Here is a 17,159-nt window from a genome sequence, read left to right as displayed (position 1 = left end):
GCAAAGTGCCCGGAGAGGATATCCGGATGTGTGCGGAGAGTCACAGGGCCGGTCGGGGCGGTGTGTCGGCGTCCCGCCCTCCTGGTCTTCCTCACCGGGCTGCGCCCTCTGATCCGCACCGCGGGCACCGGCTACGAGTGGCTCGCGCGCCTGGTGTTCGGCTCCGGCCCTGCCTACGCCATCCTGCGCAGCGGGGTGCTGCCACGCTGGACCGGGCGCCTCGCCTACGCCGTCGCGCTCGTCAACCTCGCCTTCGTCCCGTCCCTGTTCTTCGGCACCGACGCCGCCGACTTCTACAGCGCCGTCGGCTGGGCAACACCGCCCTGACCGCCGCACTGGTCGTCTACTGGGCCCTGGCCGTCGGCATCACCGTCAGACCGCGCACCGCCCACCACCGGCCGCCGCAGCCACGACACGGCACACCTCTCGCCTGAGGACCCGCCTGCACGGCTAATCGGGTAAGCACAAGTCCCCCGCCAAAGCGGGGGACTTCCGCATTCCTCTCTCTTTCGTCGCCGTGCGCTCCGGGTGACTCTGTTACGCCAAGTCATGGCCCCGTGTCCCACGTTTCCCCCTGGTCCTTTCGTTGGTGGCGTGCCTGTGGGGAGGGGCGGGACTGGGCCGTTCCGGGACGGGTGGGTGGTGTGAGGCGGAGGTGAAGCATGGCCTCGAAGCGGGCCGTTGGGTCTGCGGGGTCGAAGCCCGATACCTGCGCGAGGCGTTTGAGCCGGTAGCGGAAGGTGTTGGAGTGGACGTGGATCGCCGCGGAGGCGGCGATGACGTCGCCGAAGTTGTCGAGCCAGGCGGCGAGCGTCTCGGTGAGCGCGCTGTGGTGTTCGGCGTCGTAGGCGCGCAGACGGGTGACGGGGTCGTCGGACGGATGGGCGTCGATGTGGACCTGGTCGGCGAGGTCGAGGAGCAGCGAGGGCAGGTAGACGTCCTTGAGGGCGGCGGCGCGGTGGGGTGAGCCGTTGGCGGTGAGCACCCGCAGGGCGCGGTCGGCGTCGGCGCGTGAGCGGGGCAGGTCGCTCGGGTCGGCGGCGGGTCGGCCGATGCCGATGACGGCCGGGGCTCTGCCGCCCGCCCGGGAGAGGAACGCCTCGGCCACGCGTGCGGCCGTCTCGTCGGAGCTGCCCGGCAGCACGGCGTACGTCACGTCGCCGAGGTACGCCGTGGCGGCCCGTGGATGGACCGCGGAGAGGTGAAGCGCGAGTGCCTCCGCGGTGCGACGGCCCGTGGCCAGCAGGTCGGGGGCGACGTCGTCGCCCAGCACGGCGAGTGCCAGGACGCAGGCGGACTGGTGCGTCAGTCCGAGTCGGGCCGCGGCCCGGGGCGCGGCGGCGCCCCCTTCGAGGACGGTGGCCACGAGGTCGGCGCGCAACCGGTGGCCGACGTCCTCGCCGGCCCGGCGGCGCAGCAGGTGCAGCGCGGCGACGTTCGCGGCCTCGGCGAGGGCGCGTTCGCCGTCCGGGCCCAGGCGGTCCCGGATGATCACCCAGATGGAGCCGAGGATCTCCCCGCCGGCCCGGACGGCGATCGCCGCCCGTGGCTTGTCGTGCGGGCCGGCGACGTACAGCACGCCCTCGTTGCGGTAGAGGGCGTGGAACGCGCCGCGTGCCTCCAGGTCGCGCAGCTTGTCGGCCGGCACCTGGCGGTCGAGGACGGTCGTGATCCGGGCCGGGTCGCCCTCGTCCTGACGACTGGAGAAGGCGAGTACCTTCCCGCCGCGGTCCTCCACCGTGACCGGGCCGTCGAGGAGTGCGGCGATCGCGTTGGCCAGGGCGAACAGGTCGCCCGAGAGGGGGTTGTCCCACGCCGCGCCGCCCGGGTCCTCGTCCGCGAAGTCGTCCACGGCCAGCAGGCCGCGGAGCAGTGCGGCCGCCTGGGCCCAGGAGGCGCCCGGGGTGAGACCGAGGACGGGTACGCCGGTGCGGTGCGAGGCCGCCGAGACCGTGTCGTCGACGGCTACCGGGGACCGGACGACGACCGCCGCCGCGCCGAGCCCGGCCGCCCGCTCCGTGAGCGCGGCGACCGAGGGAGCGCCGGCGACGCCGACGCCGAGGACGACGGCACCCGGCCACCGCGCGGGCTCCTCCAGAGGATCGTGGATGAGCACGCCGGTCACCGGGCGGGTCAGGTCCGGTGTGCCGGCGGCGAGTTCCACGAGGGTCGACCCGAGATCGGCCAGGACCCGCCCGAGGACGACCGGGGCCGCCGGGGTCATCGTCCCGCCGCCACGGGGGCACGGAGCGCGTCGACCGCGATCCGGGCCGCCCGTCCGATGGCCCGGTCCGCCTCGGGATCGTGCTCGCGTGGTGTCGCGGCCCTGGTGAACACCGCGACCGCGTAGCGGCCGCCGTCGCGGTGCTCGACGACTCCGGCCTCGTTCCGCCAGCCCGGCAGGGTGCCCGTCTTGCCCGCGATCCGGTAGCCGTCGCCGAATCCGGATGCCAGCCGGTGCGGCCAGATCTGGCGGGCCATCACCTCCCTCACCTCGCGGCAGGCGGCGGCGGGGCCCGCCTCGTCCCGCCAGATCTGGGCGAGGAGGGCGGCCGTGTCACGGGCGGTGGACCGGGTCGTGCGCGCCGGCACGCACACGGAGAGCCGCATGATCTCCTCGGCGGGCAGAGCGGCGAGGACGGGCTGGGCCTCGGCCAGGGAGGTGGCGCCGAGTTCGGCGAGCAACGCCCCGATGAGGTCGGAGCAGCCGCCCACCAGATGGGTGTGGGGGCGGCCGAGACCGGCGAGGAGCGCGTTGACCCGGGCGAGGCCCACCCGGCGCAGGACGACGTCGGTGGCGGCGTTGTCGCTCATCGTCAGCATCATGCCGACGAGGTCGCGCAGGCTCATCTCCACCCGGTCCGCGCAGCCGGAGATGCCGATGCCGCCGTCCCGCAGCCCCAGCGGCACGGGGTGGCGCTCGGTGCGGTCGAGCCGCCCGGCCTCCGCCTCGCACGCGTACGCCAGGGCGATCGGGATCTTGAAGACCGAGGCCAGTGCGACGGGGGCGTCCTCGTCGAGTCCGACGGCCGACCGGCCGTCGATGTCCTGGGCGAAGAGGTGTCCCTGGACGCCGGCTTCCGCGAACACCGTCTCCAGGGCCCGCCGCGCGGTGGCGGTCGTGACGGCGGTGTTCACGGCGTGATCCATTCGGTCGAGACGGTGATGTCGGCCAGGAGACCGGGATCGGGCGTCACCCCGAGCCCCGGGCCGTGGGGCACGTCGAGGTGCCCGTCGCGCAGGACGAACGGCTCGGTGATGTCCGTGCGGTAGTAGCGGCCCGACGCCGAGACGTCGCCGGGGAGGGTGAAGCCGGGGAGGGCGGCCAGCGCGACGTTGGCGGCCCGGCCGAGTCCCGTCTCCAGCATGCCGCCGCACCACACGGGCACACCGTGCGCGGCGCTGACGTCGTGGATCCGACGGGCCTCCAGGTAGCCGCCGACCCGGCCGGGCTTGATGTTGACGACGGCGCACGCGCCCATGGCGATGGCGTCGGCCGCCGAGCGGGCGGACAGGACCGACTCGTCGAGGCAGACCGGGGTGCGCAGTTGCCGCGCGAGGAGGGCGTGAGCACGCATGTCCTCCTCGTCGAGCGGCTGCTCGATGAGCAGCAGGTCGAACTCGTCCAGCTGGGCCAGGTGGCGTGCGTCGGCCAGGGTGTACGCCGTGTTGGCGTCGACCTGGAGCGGTACGTCGGCGCCGAAGCGCTCCCGTACGCCGCGCACGGGCTCGACGTCCCAGCCCGGCTGGATCTTGAGCTTGATCCGGCGGTAGCCGTCCTCCAGGTATCCGTCGACCGCGTCGAGCAGCTCGGGGACCGAGTCCATGATTCCCACCGAGACGCCGGCCGCGACCCGGTCCGTGGTGGCGCCGAGCCACTCGGCGAAGGAGAGCGAGCGGGCCCGCAGCCAGGCGTCCAGGACGGCCATCTCCACCGCGCTCTTGGCCATCCGGTGTCCCTTGAAGGAGGCGAGTGCCGGGGCGACCGTCCACGGCGTCACCTCCGGCCGGGTGAACAGGGCGGGCAGCAGATGGCGGCGGAGCATGTCGGCGGCGGCGGCGGTGTACTCGGAGGAGTACACCGGGGAGGTCATGGTGGCGCATTCGCCCCAGCCGTCCCCTTCGGTGGTCTCGATCCTCAGCAGTAGCAGGTCGCGTGTGGTCTGTGTGCCGAAGGACGTCCGGAACGGCGAGACCAGGGGCATCGCGATCCGGCGCAGTTCCGTTCCGAGGATCTTCATGCGTCAAACTCCAGACGTGGTGAGAGGACGTACCAGCCGTCCCGGGTGAAGGTGGTGACGGTGTGTCGCCCGTCGGCCATCAGGCCGCCGAGGACGTCGCGTACGGCCAGACGCCAGGCGGCGGCCGCGGCGCGGTCGCTCCTGCGCAGCGCCTCGATGTCGGGGGGAACGCGGACCAGGACGGTCCTGCGGGACACGTCGCCGGGCCGCTCGCCGCGGACGGGGCGGCCGTCGGGGCCGGTGTCGAGGGCGACCACGGCGGGCGGGCACGGCGCGGCGGACTCTCCGGCGCGCCCGGTGTCCGGCGTGGGGCGGGCCGCCGGTCCGGCGGTGAGGTCCCAGCGCACGAGCAGCCGGTCGGAGTCGGTTCCCGCGTTGACGCCGTCCCGCATGGCGCCGTAGAAGTTCGGCAGGTACTCCGTGGGTACGGCTCCTAGCTTGCGGAGGTTGAAGTAGGCGTTGCGGCTGATCAGCGGGTCGTACGTCCACGTGATCGTGGTGATGCCGCGGCCGAGCGACCAGGCGCGCTGGTGGAGTTTGAGCGCGAAGCCGATGCTGCGGCCCCGAGCGCCGTCGTCGACGGCGGCGATGTGGGAGTGGAGCCCGGCCGTGGACAGCAGCCCGAGGCAGGTGCCGATCATCCGGCCGTCCTGCTGGACGCCGACGACGTAGCTGCCGGAGTGGGCCAGTACCAGGAGCAGTTCCGGAGTCATCACGGGGTTGTCCGGTGCCGGGCGCCACACCCGGTGGAGCAGGTCGCGCGCCTCGCGCATGGCGTCGAGGTCGTGCAGCTCGCGGAGGGTGACCCCGGCGGTCAGCGCGGCGCGCTCGGCCGACAGCAGGGCGGAGCCCAGCTCCTTCGAGGGAGCGGTGCGCGGGCCGGTCATCGTGACCGCCCGCAGAGCGCGTCGACGAGCGCGGCCACCAGAGCGGCTCGTGCCGGGAGTTCGGCGACGACGACGTGCTCGTCGTCGGCGTGCGCGCCGCCGCCGACCGCGCCCAGGCCGTCCAGGGTGGGGGCGCCGACACCGGCGGCGAAGTTGCCGTCGGAGCCGCCTCCGACGGCCGCGCCGCGCAAGGGGCCGAGGCCGAGGGCCGTGTTCAGCTCCTTGGCCAGGGCGAACAGTCCGGCCGAGGAAGCGGCGGCGAGCGGTGGCCGGTTGGGGCCGCCGGCCAGGGTGAGTTCCGCGCCGTCCAGCGCGCTGGTCAGGCCGCGCAGGGCGGCGTCGACCCTCCCCTGTTCCCGTTCCGTCCGGGCTCGGACGTCGATCTGGAGGGACGCCGTGTGGGGCACGGTGTTGCGGGTCGTGCCGGCGACGGCGACCGTGGGCGTCACGGTGGTGCCGGCGGTCCGGTCGGTCAGGGCGTCGACGGCGAGGACCTGATGGGCCAGCTCCGTGGTGGCGTTGACCCCTCGCTCCGGCTCCAGGCCGGCGTGCGCGGCGCGTCCGGTGATCGTCAGGTCGTACAGCGAGGCGCCCTTGCGCTCCGTCTTCAGGGCCCCGTTCTCGGCGGCCTCCAGGACCAGGACCGCCCCCGTGCGGCGGGCCTCGTCCTCGATCAGGGCGCGGGAGTCGGCGGACCCCGCCTCCTCGTCGGAGGTCACGAGGACGGTGACTCCGTCCAGGTCGTCGAGGCTCGCCAGGGCGTGGAAGAGCTGGACGAGTCCGGCCTTCATGTCGAAGCAGCCGGGCCCGGTGAGGATGCCGTCCTTGACGGCGAAGGGGTGGGTGGCCAGGGAGCCGACCGGCCAGACGGTGTCGAGGTGGCCGAGGAGCAGGACGCGGTCGCCGCTGCCGAACCGCCAGCGCAGGTGCGGTCTGCCGGTGTCCCGGAGCCACTCGGGGGACTGACCGGTGAGCCGGGTGCCGAGCGTGGCGAGGACCGTGGCGCAGTGGTCGACGGCGGCCGGGTCCGACGTCGGGGACTCCGCGGTGACGAGGGCCTCGACGTCGTCGATCATCTCGGGGAGCCGGGTCCGCAGCCGGTCGACGGCGGACGGTGCGGCGGATCGCGGGCGGGCGGGGGTGCGTGGGCGGGCGGTGGAGGGGTTCATCTCAGCTCACCTTCGGAGTGGCACGGCCGGCGTGGTGTACGAAGCGCGAGCCGTCGGGCAGGGTGAAGAAGGCGACCGGCATCCAGCTGCCGTCGTCGGGGCGCCGGGCCACGAAGGTCCCGGGTGACAGTGGCCGCAGGCGGAGTTCGGTCTCGGGCTGCTCGGCGAGACCGGCCAGGATCCCGGTGAAGCGGTGCCTCAGGAGCAGTTCTCCGTCCTGTTCGGCCACCTCGATCCGGGTGGAGCTGCGCTCGTACACGCCCGTCACGTCGGCCGGGTCCGCGCCGGACTGGTCTTCGGCGGGGAGCAGGGGGGCCGGCATGGACACGCCTGCGAGTTCCTCGGCGATCTCCCGGAACAGCTCCGCGTACAGGGCGCCGGTGCTGCCGCCGTTCGCGAACAGGCAGATCGCGAGATCGGCCTCGGGCAGCACCCGCAGGTACGCGTGCTGTCCGATGGTGCTGCCGTCGTGGCCGTACATCGCGAGTCCGTCCCACTCGTCGAGCGCCCAGCCGAGGCCCCAGGCACGGCTGCTCGGGTAGGGGCCGGGCAGCTCGACCTGCGGGGTCTGCATCGCCCGCACGGAGTCGGGGCTGAGCAGCCGGGTGCCGTTCCCCGTGGAGCCCCCGTCCAGGTGGAGGCGGACGAAGGCCAGGACGTCGGCGGTGGTGGAGCAGATCAGGCCGGTCGGGCCGCTGGAGCGGGCCATCGCCCACTCCGCGACCACCTGGGGCGGGTCGCCGTAGTGGCCCGTCGCGGCGCGGTGGCGCAGGACGTCGTCGGGCAGGGTCGCGGTGTGGGTGAGGCCGAGCGGCCGGAAGAGCCGGTCCCGCATCAGCGCGTCCCAGGGGGTTCCGGTGACCCGTTCCATCACCCGGCCGATCAGGGTGTATCCGGCGTTGCAGTACGACATGGTGGCGCCGAGCGGATGGCAGGCCGGCAGGTCGGCGAGTAGTTCCGCGTACCGCTCCAGACAGTCGTCGCCCCGTCCGGCGTCCGGGAAGAAGTCGCCGTCGATGCCGCTGGTGTGGGAGAGGAGGTGACGCAGCGTCACGTGTCGGGTCAGGTGCTCGTCGGCGAGGCGGAGCTCGGGCATGACGTCGACGAGGGGGTCGTCCAGGGTCAGCGCCCCCTCGTCCACGAGACCCATCGCGGCCGTGGCGGTCCACACCTTGGTGACGGAACCGATCTGCCACAGCGTGTCGGTGGTCGCCTCGATCCGGGCGCCGGCGTTGGCGAGGCCGGCGGCGGCCTCGATCTGCCGTCCCTGGTACCAGATGCCCAGACCTGCTCCGGGCACCGAATGTCGGGTGGTGAGTGCGGCCAGACGCGCGGTCCAGTGGGCCGTGTCGGGTGGGATGGTCGGTTTCGCGGTCACGATGGACTCCTGAGGGGCGCGCAGATCGTGTGGAGGGCGCAAATCGTCTGGAGGGCGCCGATGGTGCGGGCGGCGCCGATGGTGGGTGCCGGTCGCGGGTCCTCGTGCCCGGTGGGGCGGTGGGCCGCGACCGGCGGTGCGGGTGCCGGCCGGGTGGGGCGGGGTGCCGTACGGGGGTGGAGCCGGTGGCCCTTGTGGGGGCGGCTCCGGGCTCGGCGGGGTCGAGGTCGGTGCGACTCGAGGCGCCGAGGGTCAGGGGCCGGGTGCCGGTGAGACGGAGGTCAGCGGGATCCGGCGAGTTCGGGTGCCGACGCGGCGTGCGGGACCGGGCCGCCGAAGGGGCTGAGGGTGTGCCTGGTGACCCAGTCGACGACACGGCGGGAGTAGTCGGCGCGCTGCGACGGCCGGCCGTTGAGGACGAACAGGTGCGAGCCGCCGGGGTAGAGGACCATCCGGACCGGCACCCCGCGGGTGCGCAGCGCGTGGAACCACTGCTCGGCCTGGCCCGCGGGGCAGACGTCGTCGGCCAGGCCGTGGAGGATCAGCGTCGGGGCCCGCACCTCGTCCACGTGGGTGAGCGGGGAGAGCTCCCGCCGCCGTTCGGGATCCGCGATCTCCTCGTGCGCGATCTCCAGGCCCTCGACGGAGGTGGCGACGAGCGACGGCAGGTCGGCGATCAGACCGCCCGGCACGACCGCGGCGAAGACGTCGCTGCGGGCGGAGAGCCAGCAGCTGAGGTAGCCGCCGTAGCTGTAGCCGGTGAGGGCGATCCGCTCCGGATCGACGAGCCCTTCGGCGACCAGCGTCGCCACCGGTTCCAGCACGTCCCGCTCGTCGCCCTCGCCCCAGGCGTCGACGGCGGCGGTGAGGAAGTCCTCGCCGTACCCGTCGCTGCCGCGGATGTTGAGGGCGAGGATCGTCCAGCCGCGGCCGGCCAGCTCCTGGTGGTAGAGGTGGACGGGGTCGGCGTGCGGAGCCCAGCAGTTGTGCGGGCCGCCGTGGAGGTCGACGAGCAGCGGTCCGCCGACGGGTGTCCGGGGGTCGCGGGTGACCAGACCGTGCACCCGCGTGCCGTCCGAGATCGCGAACTCGCGTTCGGTGACGGGTGCGAGCGTCACATCGGGGAGCGCCTCGGCCATGTGCGCGGTGAGCCGGGTCAGTTCGCCGGTCTTCAGGTCGAGCAGCTCGATCTCGCCGTACGAGACGCCGTCGGCCACGGCGAGCGCGGCTTTCCCCGCCGCGACGGAGCAGCCCGAGACCCCGCTGCCCTCGGGAAGCGGAAGCTCCACCGCCGGGGCGCTCCCAAGGCCGGACCGGTCGTCCGCGAGGAGCCGGTACAGCCGGGTGGCGCCCCGGTCCCGGGCGCAGAAGACGACGCTTTCGCCCTGCACGCGGTCGAACTGTGGGAGGGCGCCCGGGTAGCCCGAGCCGCCGGGCATGACGTTGCGGTCCAGTCCGGCCGCGAGCGCCGTGGGCGCCGAGCCGTCCAGCGGCTGGAGCCACAGCGACTCGTGGCCTGCCCCGTGGGCGGTGCGGCCGCTCAGCAGCAGGGCGTCGCCGTCCGGGTGCCAGGCGACCGCGCGGACCGGCCCGGCGGCGGGCCCGACGGGGGTCGGCAGGGCCGTCGGGCCGAGGGCGTCGACGACGTGGGCGGCGGTGGCGCCCGTGAGGTCGTAGTCCGTGCCGACGACGGCCGGAAAGGCCAGTCGGGTGCCGTCCGGCGACCAGGCGGGCGTGCCGGTGACGTGGAAGTCGCCGAGGGTCAGCTGAGTGACCCGGCCCGAGGCGGTCTCCAGCACGAACAGCTGGGTGCGGCCGGTGCCGCGCATGCCCCGCCCGTCCACCTTGCCGAGTCGGTCCACGACGACGGGTTCGTCAGGGGCCGGGCGGTGTACCTCGGCGGTGACGGCGATCCGCGAGCCGTCAGGACTCCACACGGGTGTCGCCGCGCCGTGGTCGAACTCCGTCAGCCGGCGGACCTCGCCGTCGTCGCCACGGAGCAGATGGAGCTGCCCGTCGCGCAGGAACGCCAGCGTCGTGCCGTCCGGGGACCAGCTCGGGGTGTGGTCGTCCGGCCCGGAAGTGAGGCGGCGGGGGGCGGGAGCCGCAGGACCGCCACCGGTGGCGACGAGCCACAGCGAACGCACCGGCCGGTCGAGCCCGGCGTCCTGGGTCGTCAGTGTGTACGCGACACGGCCGCCGTCCGGCGCCAGTGCCGGCTGGTCGGGAATCGCGAACCGGTACAGGTCGTCGACGTGCAGGGGCCTGGTCGTGGTCACGAGGTCTCCTCCAGTGTGGGGACGCAGGACAGCAGGGACGCGGTCACCGCGTGGCCGGGGGCGTGCAGGACACGGTCGGCGGGCCCGTGCTCGACGAGCCGGCCGCGGTCCATCACGGCCACCTGGTCGGCCAGGTAGCGGACGACCGCGAGGTCGTGGGAGATGAAGAGCAGGGAGAAGCGGAGTTCCCGCTGGAGACGGCGCAGCAGGTTGAGCACGGCCCCCTGGACGGAGACGTCGAGCGCCGAGGTGATCTCGTCGGCGATCAGGACGCCGGGCCGCGCCGCCAATGCACGGGCCAGCGCGACACGCTGGCGCTGGCCGCCGGAGAGCTCTCCCGGGGTGAGCGGTGCCCGCCCTGGATCGAGTCCGACGAGTTCCAGGTAGTGCGCCGCCTCCTGCGCCCGGGCTCGCGTGGCCGCCCCGGGCCGGAGCGACCACCGCGACGGCGGCAGCGCTTCCGCGACGGACGCGCCGACGGGCATCCTCGGGTCGAGCGAGGCGTACGGGCTCTGGAAGACGAGCTGCACCGGGCCTCGGCGTGGCCCACGGGCGACGGGCGTGCCGTCGACCAGGATCCGGCCGCCCGTCACGGGCGCCAGTCCCACCGCGGCGCGGCCGAGCGAGGACTTGCCGCACCCCGAGCCGCCGACCAGGCCGGTGATCCCGCCGTCGGGGACCAGGAGGTCGACGCCGTCGACGGCGGTGAAGCGGCCGTAGCGGATCCGCAGCTGCCGGAGTTCGAGGGAACTCATGCGGTGGCCTCCTCTGTGGTGGACGCGCCCCGGTGCTTCGGGAGCCTGGTCCCCGGGCCTGGCGCGGCCGGGGTCAGCGGGTGCCAGCAGGCGACACGGGCGGCCGTCCCGTGCGGGACGAGGTCCGGGGCGTCGCTGTGGCAGCGGTCGTCGGCGTGGGCGCAGCGGGGGGCGAAGGGACAGCCCGGGTGCGCGTCGTCGGGCTCCGGAGGCCGGCCCGGGATCGTGGCCAGTTCACGCTCCCGGTCGGTGGTCAGGGTCGGGACGGCACCGATCAGGGCGCGGGTGTACGGATGCGCGGCGCGTGCGGCGAGGTCGGCGACCGGCAGGTCCTCGACGATCCGGCCGGCGTACATCACCAGCACCCGCTCGCAGACCCCGGCGACGATCGCCAGGTCGTGGGAGATCAGGAGCAGGGCCGCCCCGGACTCGCGGCGGACCTCGCCCAGCAGGTCGAGCACCTGTCGCTGGACCGTCACGTCCAGCGCGGTGGTGGGCTCGTCCGCGACGATCAGCCGTGGCGTGCCCATCAGCCCCATGCCGATCACGGCCCGCTGGCGCATGCCGCCCGAGTAGGCGTGCGGCCGCTGCCGTGCCCGGTGCGCCGCGTCGGGGATCCGGACCGCGCGCAGCCGGTCGACGGCGCGGGCCCAGGCCGCGGAGCGGGCGGTCCGCTCGTGGACCTCGACGACCTCCGACAGCTGCCGACCGACGCTGAGCGCCGGGTTGAGCGCGGCCATCGGATCCTGGAAGACCATGGCCAAGGCCGTTCCGCGGGGCGGTTCGGCGAGCAGGTCACGGCCCTCGAAGCGGAGCGTGGCGGCCTCCACCAGGCCGGGGGACGGCAGCAGACCGGCCACGGCTTGCGCGGTCAGGCTCTTGCCCGAGCCGGACTCGCCGACCAGACCGACCGCCTCGCCCTCCAGGACGCTCAGGGAGACGCCGCGCACCGGCCGTCGTCCGCCGGGGAAGGTCACCCGCAGGTCGTGCACCTGGAGCAGGGCGCCGTCGGGGCGGGCCGGCCGCGGCGCGGGACCCGGTGCCGCCGCGACGCCGCCCGCGGCGGACCGTGCCGTCCGGCCGGCCTGGGCGAGCACCTCGCCGACCAGTGCGAAGACCGCCCCGGTGAGGATCACGGCCGCGCCCGGAGCGAGCGCGGCGACGGGGTTGAGGTAGAGCCGGTCCAGCTGGTCGTCGAGCAGCCGTCCCCAGTCGTACGACGGCGCCTGCACGCCCAGGCCGAGGAAGGACAGCCCGGAGAAGGCGACCAGGGTGCCGGCCGCGGCCTGGGCGGCGAACAGCAGGCAGGGTTCCGCGATGTTCGGCAGGAGGTGACGGGTGATCATGCGCAGTCGGCCGACTCCCAGGATCCGGGCCGCGGCGACGTACTCCGACCCGGCGACCGAAGCGGTCAGGTTCTGCACCAGCCGTGCCCCTGGCGGGACCAGGGCCAGCCCGACGGCCAGGACCGCGCCGGAGGCGCCGACGCCGAACACGGTGGCGAGGAAGAGGACGAAGAGCAGGCCGGGGAAGCTGATCAGGACACCCACCAGCGCCGTGACCAAGCGCCCCGCCCGACGGCCGAGCACCGCGGGCGCGACGCCGAGGAGCAGGCCGCCGAGCACGCCGATCGCGGTCGCGGCCAGGGTGAGTCCGAGCGTCAGCCGGGTCGCCACCACCACTCTGGCGGCGATGTCCCGGCCGAGGTTGTCGGTGCCGAGCAGATGGGCCGCACCGGGCCCCTGGAGCATGGCCCCGGTGTCCACCCGCTCGGCGGTGGGGCCCAGGACGGCCGGACCGAGGAGGGCGACCAGGGCGAGCGCCAGGACGCCGGTCAGGGCGGTCAGTCCGACGGGTGTGCGCAGGGCGTGCCGGAGTCGGCGGGCGTACGGCATCGTCAGCTCCCTCGGACGGTGGATCGGGGATCCGCGACGGCCACGGCCACGTCGACCGCGAAGGTGATCAGCAGCGCGGCCGTCCCGTAGACCAGGACCACGGCCTGGACCATCGGATAGTCCTTCTCGGTGATCGCCTGGACGATCGTGGTCCCGAGGCCGGGCCACGCGAAGACGTTCTCGACCAGGACCGTGCCGGTCAGCAGCGCCATCAGCGTCAGGCCGCCGACGGTCAGGGAGGAGGCCAGGAGATTGGGCAGGGCGTGCCTCAGATAGCGCAGCCGGGCGGGCAGCCGCTTGGCGGCCGCGGTGCGCATGTACTCCTCGCCCAGGACCCGCAGCGTCTCCACCCGGACGATCCGGGCGAGCGCGGCGGCGGGGACGACGGACAGCGCGACGACGGGCAGTACATAGGAGTCGGGGCCGCCGCGGGAGGCCACGGGAAAGAGGGGGAAGGTGACCGCGAAGCCGGCCACCAGCGCGACGGCGAGCAGGAATTCGGGCACCGCGGCGAGGGCGCCGGTCACCGACGCGAAGGCCACCTCTCCGCGGCGACGGCGTCCGTCGCGGGTGAGGACGGCGGCCCACATGCCGCCGGGGACGGCGGTCAGGAGCACCACGAGGAAGGCCGGCAGGGCGATGGACAGGGTGGCCGGCAGCCGGGCGGCGATGACATCGGAGACCGGGAGCCCGGCACCGATCGACTCGCCGAGCCGGCCCTGGAACAGCTCGGCGAGGTAGTGGCCGAACTGTTGCGGCACCGGGCGGTCCAGGCCGAGCGCCTGTCTGCGGGCCTCGACCAGGGCCGGGTCGGCGGTGGGGCCGAGTGCGGTACGGACGGGGTCGCCCGGTATCAGGTGGATCATGGCGAAGGAGGCGGTGACGAGGGCCGCGAGCGAAGCGACGAGCCGTCCCGTACGGCGCAGCGTGAACGCGGTCCACGGTCCCGGCGCCGTGCGGCGAGGGGAGGCGGCCGGGCTCGCCTCCGCGCCGCCCGGGGCCGTGTCTGCGCCGCCCCGGGCCGTGTGTGCGGTGTCTCGGGCTGTCTCGGCGCTGGCTCGGACCGTCTCGGCGGCGGCTTGGTTCGTCTCGGCGGTGGCTCGGATCGTCTCGGCGGTGGCTCGGGGGTCGGCGGGGTCGGCGGGGTCGTGGGGTGCAGGGGTCTTCCGCATGTCGTCACCCCCTGCGCAGACTGCCGGGGACGATGCCGCCGCCGTCGACCTCGAAGCGGATGCCCTTGCCGAACGTCCGGATCGTGCCGTCGACGAAGGGGGTGACGTCGGTGCGCCTGATCAGCGCGGCGTCGGCCCGGTCCCACAGCGGACATCCGGCCCGGCCGGGGAGGGCGGCGGCCTCGGCGGCCAGCCGACGGTAGTCCGGGTTGGCCACGGCGCCGAGGTTGCTGCCGGCCGGTGGCGGAGGACCGTCGAAGAAGCGGGTCAGCTGGTCCGGCAGCGGCACGCTGATCGGGCTCCAGGCCACGTCCCAGTCGCCGAGGGAGAGCGCGGCGATCAGGCCGGAGCCGTCGATCGGCTTGGCGGTGGCCTTCACCCCGAAGGCGTTCCACTCCTTGACGGCCAGCTCGACCGCCGCCGTGACCTGCGGCCCGGCGATGACGGGATGCACCAGGGTGACGGAGAGCGTCCGGCCGTCCTTCTCCCAGACGCCGCCGTTCTTCCTCCAGCCGGCACCGGTCAGTCCGGCCTCGGCCTTCGCCGGGTCGTGCGGCGGTACGTTCCCGGTCACGGTGTCGCCGCCGCAGGGGGTCGGAGGGGTCTCCCCGAGGTTCGTGGCGGGCGTTCCGGCGCCGCCGGTGGCGACGGAGCCGAGCCGCTCCAGGTCGAGGGCGCCGACCAGGGCCCGCCGGACGGCCTGCGCGGCGGTGGGCCGGGCCGGGGACTCGTTGAACAGGAACTGGCCGATCGGCGTCCGGGTGCCCTTCCACGGAACCCGCGCCGCAATCAGCCGTTCCGCGTCCGGCCCGCTGACCTGCCCTGCGTCGATCTGCCCGCCGAGCAGCAGGTTGGCCGTGGTCGACTCGTCCGCGACCACCTTGAAGACCAGCTTCGCCGGCCCGGCGTCCGCGGATGCCGGGCCGGTCCCGGCCGGATCCGTCCGGCGCACGTAGGTGTAGTGGTCGCCGGGGACGGCTTCCGCGAGCCGGTAGGCGCCCGTGGCGGCGGTCGCCCGGGAGAGCCGGGACGGATCGCTGAGGCTCTTCCGGCACACCAGGGGCAGCAGGCGGGCCATCTCCACGACGAACGGGGCGGAGCCCGAGGTGGTGACGGTGACCGTCCGGGTCGACTCGTCCGCCGTGGCCGTCGCCCGCGCGTTCGCGGGCACGGCGAGACCGAGCAGCGGTGACCGGTTCGCGGGGTCGGCGACGTGGTTGTATCCGGCGGCGACGTCGGTGGCCGTGAGCGGACTGCCGTCCTCACAGGTCAGCCCGGGCCTCAGGACGAAGCGTGCGCGGCCGTCGCGGACCGACCAGCTCTCGGCCGCCCCGGCGGTCGTCGACCCGTCGGCGGCGACGCGTACGAGGGTCGTGTAGGCGAACCTGTTCATCATCAGCGCCGTGCTGTCGACGGTGCCGAGGGGGCTGAGGCTGCCCGGGTCGGAGCGGATGGCGAGGGTGACCGTCCACGCCCCGTCGGCGGACGCCCCGCCGCCGCAGGCGGTGGACATCAGCGCTGTCGCCGTGACCACGGCGAGCGCACAGGCCGCCCGCTCGCGCCGTCCGGCGGCCCTCCTCGGTGAGGTCATGGTGTGTCTCCTTACTGATGACGGACCTGGAGCCCGTCGGCCGGGCGGGGCGGGGCAGGGTGAGGGATCCGGCGCGGTGGCCGGCCCGGGCGGCCACCGGCGGAAGGGCCGGTGGGCCGGGTGCGGTGCGGTCGTTCAGGCGCGGGGGATGGCACGCGTCCCGTGCAGGTACGCGGCCCGGTCGCCGTCCCCGAGGAAGGTGACCGTCGGGAACTCGCCGTTCTGCCGCGCCGTGCCGATGAGCGTGCGCGCGTCGAGCGGGACCATCGTCAGGTCGCTCAGCGGATCGGTCCCGTGCAGTTCCGCGCTCGGGCCGAGCGGCCACAGGACGACCCGGAGGCCGTCCTCGGTCTCGGTCACCTCGGCCCGCTGGGTGACGGACTCGTACCGTCCGGCGAAGTACCGCGGGTCGACCGCGGGAGGTTCGGCGGGCGGCGTGGGCATCGGGGGGACGGTGACCCCGGCGAGTTCGGCGAGGAGTTCCGTCACCAGCCCGTGCAGGCCGAAGAACTCGCCGCCGTTGATGAAGATCACCACCGCCACGTCCTTGCCGGGGACGGCGCGGAGCAAGGCGGTCTGGCCCATGGTGCCGCCGTCGTGGCCGATGACCGGACCGCCCTCCCAGTCGAAGATCTCCCAGCCGAGGCTCCAGTGGTCGCCCAGCCGTCCCGAGCCGGGGACCACGACCTCGGGGTGCCGCATCGCGGCGGCGGACGCCTCGCTCAACAGGCGGGTGCCGTCGGGGGCCAGGCCGTCGGCGAGGTGGAACCGGGCGAAACGCAGCTGGTCACGGGCGGTCAGCGTCAGGGTGGCGCCGGCCGGGGCGTTGGAGCGCGGCATCTCCCAGAACGGCGCCTTCACCGGCTCGCCGTCAGGTCCGGGGACGTGGCCCATCGCGACCCGGTGCCGGATCGCCCGGCCCGGAGAGGTGACGGCGTGGGTCATCCCGAGGGGCGCGGCGATCCGCTCGTGCAGGGCCGCCTCCCACGTCAGGCCCGTGAGCACCTCGATGATCCGTCCGAGGACCACGTAGCCGCTGTTGCAGTACGAGAACATCTCGCCGGACGGGAAGAGCTGCCGGGCGGGGGTGGGCAGCGCCGCCACGAACCGCTCGACGGCGTCGTCGCCCGGGCCGTGGTCGGAGAAGATGTCACCTTCGAACCCGCCGGTGTGACACAGCAGTTGACGTACCGTCACGGACTTCGAGGTGTGGGCGTCGGTGACTCGGAAGCCGGGCAGGTGGTCGGCGACCGGGGAGTCCAGGGTGAGCAGACCCTCGTCGACCAGCTGCATGATCAGGGTGGCCGTCCACACCTTGGTGATCGATCCGGTCTGGAAGACCGAGTCGGTGGTCACGGGGTAGCCGAAGTCCCGGTCGAGCACGCCGTAGGCGGCTTCGGTGATCTCGTCGCCGTGCAGGACGGCGATGCTCGCGCCCGGGATGCCGTGCCGCTCGGCCGCCTCGGCGAGCCGTTCGCGCAGATCCTCGGATTTCATGGGATTGCCTCCGATGGAGAGAGAGTCGCTCGTGGTCGAGCGGCGGGGAGAGGAAGGGTGGGGGCGGGTTCGCCGTGGGATCCCGCCGTGCCGCGTGAACCGTTCGGGGGTGATGGGTGAACGGTAGGAAGCGGGCACCCGGCCTGTGATCGTCGTGGAGCACGAAGGAACGGAGCCCTTGTGGTGCGCCCGTCCGAAGACGGGCAGCACCCGGGCCGAGGTCACCGTCTTCGCCGTCTTCACCTGACTGGTGAACTCCGCGCGTCCGTCGACCAGTTGCTGGTGCAGTTCGCCG

The 17,159-nt window shown here is 74.2% G+C and carries 13 protein-coding genes; 1 reads left to right on the top strand and 12 read right to left on the bottom strand.

Annotated features, from left to right (window positions below; all coding sequences use genetic code 11):
* The first annotated feature begins 60 nt into the window (after positions 1 to 60).
* Positions 61 to 327 carry a hypothetical protein gene (locus ABTY59_RS35085; protein WP_352023190.1) on the top strand — a complete coding sequence of 89 codons (267 nt, stop codon included), beginning with the start codon at positions 61 to 63 and terminating at the stop codon, positions 325 to 327.
* 220 nt (positions 328 to 547) lie between these two features.
* Here the strand turns inward: ABTY59_RS35085 and ABTY59_RS35080 are convergent, their stop codons facing one another.
* The 12 genes from ABTY59_RS35080 to ABTY59_RS35025 all read right to left on the bottom strand — a co-directional run bounded on the left by ABTY59_RS35080 (position 548) and on the right by ABTY59_RS35025 (position 16,864).
* Complete coding sequence (locus tag ABTY59_RS35080; RefSeq protein ID WP_352023189.1) at positions 548 to 2,224, bottom strand: PucR family transcriptional regulator; 1,677 nt, start codon at positions 2,222 to 2,224, stop codon at positions 548 to 550.
* Entirely contained in the window at positions 2,221 to 3,138 is a 918-nt protein-coding gene (locus ABTY59_RS35075; RefSeq protein ID WP_352023188.1) for a serine hydrolase, read from the bottom strand. The genes ABTY59_RS35080 and ABTY59_RS35075 overlap by 4 nt, the downstream gene beginning before the upstream one ends.
* Positions 3,135 to 4,241 carry an o-succinylbenzoate synthase gene (gene menC, locus ABTY59_RS35070; RefSeq protein ID WP_352023187.1) on the bottom strand — a complete coding sequence of 369 codons (1,107 nt, stop codon included), beginning with the start codon at positions 4,239 to 4,241 and terminating at the stop codon, positions 3,135 to 3,137. The genes ABTY59_RS35075 and menC overlap by 4 nt, the downstream gene beginning before the upstream one ends.
* Complete coding sequence (locus ABTY59_RS35065) at positions 4,238 to 5,128, bottom strand: GNAT family N-acetyltransferase (RefSeq protein ID WP_352023186.1); 891 nt, start codon at positions 5,126 to 5,128, stop codon at positions 4,238 to 4,240. Before ABTY59_RS35065 ends, menC begins: the two co-directional genes overlap by 4 nt.
* Positions 5,125 to 6,204, bottom strand: a complete 1,080-nt coding sequence (locus tag ABTY59_RS35060; RefSeq protein ID WP_352023221.1) for a M20 family metallopeptidase — start codon at positions 6,202 to 6,204, stop codon at positions 5,125 to 5,127. Before ABTY59_RS35060 ends, ABTY59_RS35065 begins: the two co-directional genes overlap by 4 nt.
* Positions 6,205 to 6,298: 94 nt before the next feature.
* Positions 6,299 to 7,675: a serine hydrolase domain-containing protein gene (locus ABTY59_RS35055; protein ID WP_352023185.1), complete on the bottom strand. Its 1,377-nt coding sequence runs from the start codon at positions 7,673 to 7,675 to the stop codon at positions 6,299 to 6,301.
* A gap of 281 nt (positions 7,676 to 7,956) precedes the next feature.
* On the bottom strand, positions 7,957 to 9,954 hold the full coding sequence (locus ABTY59_RS35050) for a S9 family peptidase (RefSeq protein WP_352023184.1): 1,998 nt from the start codon (positions 9,952 to 9,954) through the stop codon (positions 7,957 to 7,959).
* Positions 9,951 to 10,709, bottom strand: a complete 759-nt coding sequence (locus tag ABTY59_RS35045; protein ID WP_352023183.1) for an ABC transporter ATP-binding protein — start codon at positions 10,707 to 10,709, stop codon at positions 9,951 to 9,953. Before ABTY59_RS35045 ends, ABTY59_RS35050 begins: the two co-directional genes overlap by 4 nt.
* Positions 10,706 to 12,604 carry a dipeptide/oligopeptide/nickel ABC transporter permease/ATP-binding protein gene (locus tag ABTY59_RS35040; RefSeq protein WP_352023182.1) on the bottom strand — a complete coding sequence of 633 codons (1,899 nt, stop codon included), beginning with the start codon at positions 12,602 to 12,604 and terminating at the stop codon, positions 10,706 to 10,708. The genes ABTY59_RS35045 and ABTY59_RS35040 overlap by 4 nt, the downstream gene beginning before the upstream one ends.
* A 2-nt stretch (positions 12,605 to 12,606) precedes the next feature.
* Positions 12,607 to 13,776 (bottom strand): ABC transporter permease, encoded by a 1,170-nt coding sequence (locus ABTY59_RS35035; protein WP_352023181.1) that lies wholly within the window; start codon positions 13,774 to 13,776, stop codon positions 12,607 to 12,609.
* Positions 13,777 to 13,780: 4 nt separating this feature from the next.
* Positions 13,781 to 15,367: an ABC transporter substrate-binding protein gene (locus ABTY59_RS35030; RefSeq protein WP_352023180.1), complete on the bottom strand. Its 1,587-nt coding sequence runs from the start codon at positions 15,365 to 15,367 to the stop codon at positions 13,781 to 13,783.
* Positions 15,368 to 15,502: 135 nt separating this feature from the next.
* Entirely contained in the window at positions 15,503 to 16,864 is a 1,362-nt protein-coding gene (locus tag ABTY59_RS35025) for a serine hydrolase domain-containing protein (RefSeq protein ID WP_352023179.1), read from the bottom strand.
* Between the last annotated feature and the right edge of the window lie 295 nt (positions 16,865 to 17,159).

It is taken from the genome of Streptomyces sp. NPDC096079, assembly GCF_040303145.1.
GTDB lineage: Bacteria > Actinomycetota > Actinomycetes > Streptomycetales > Streptomycetaceae > Streptomyces.
The sequence above is the reverse complement of the archived record's forward strand: the minus strand, read 5'-3'. Positions and strand labels throughout refer to the sequence as shown.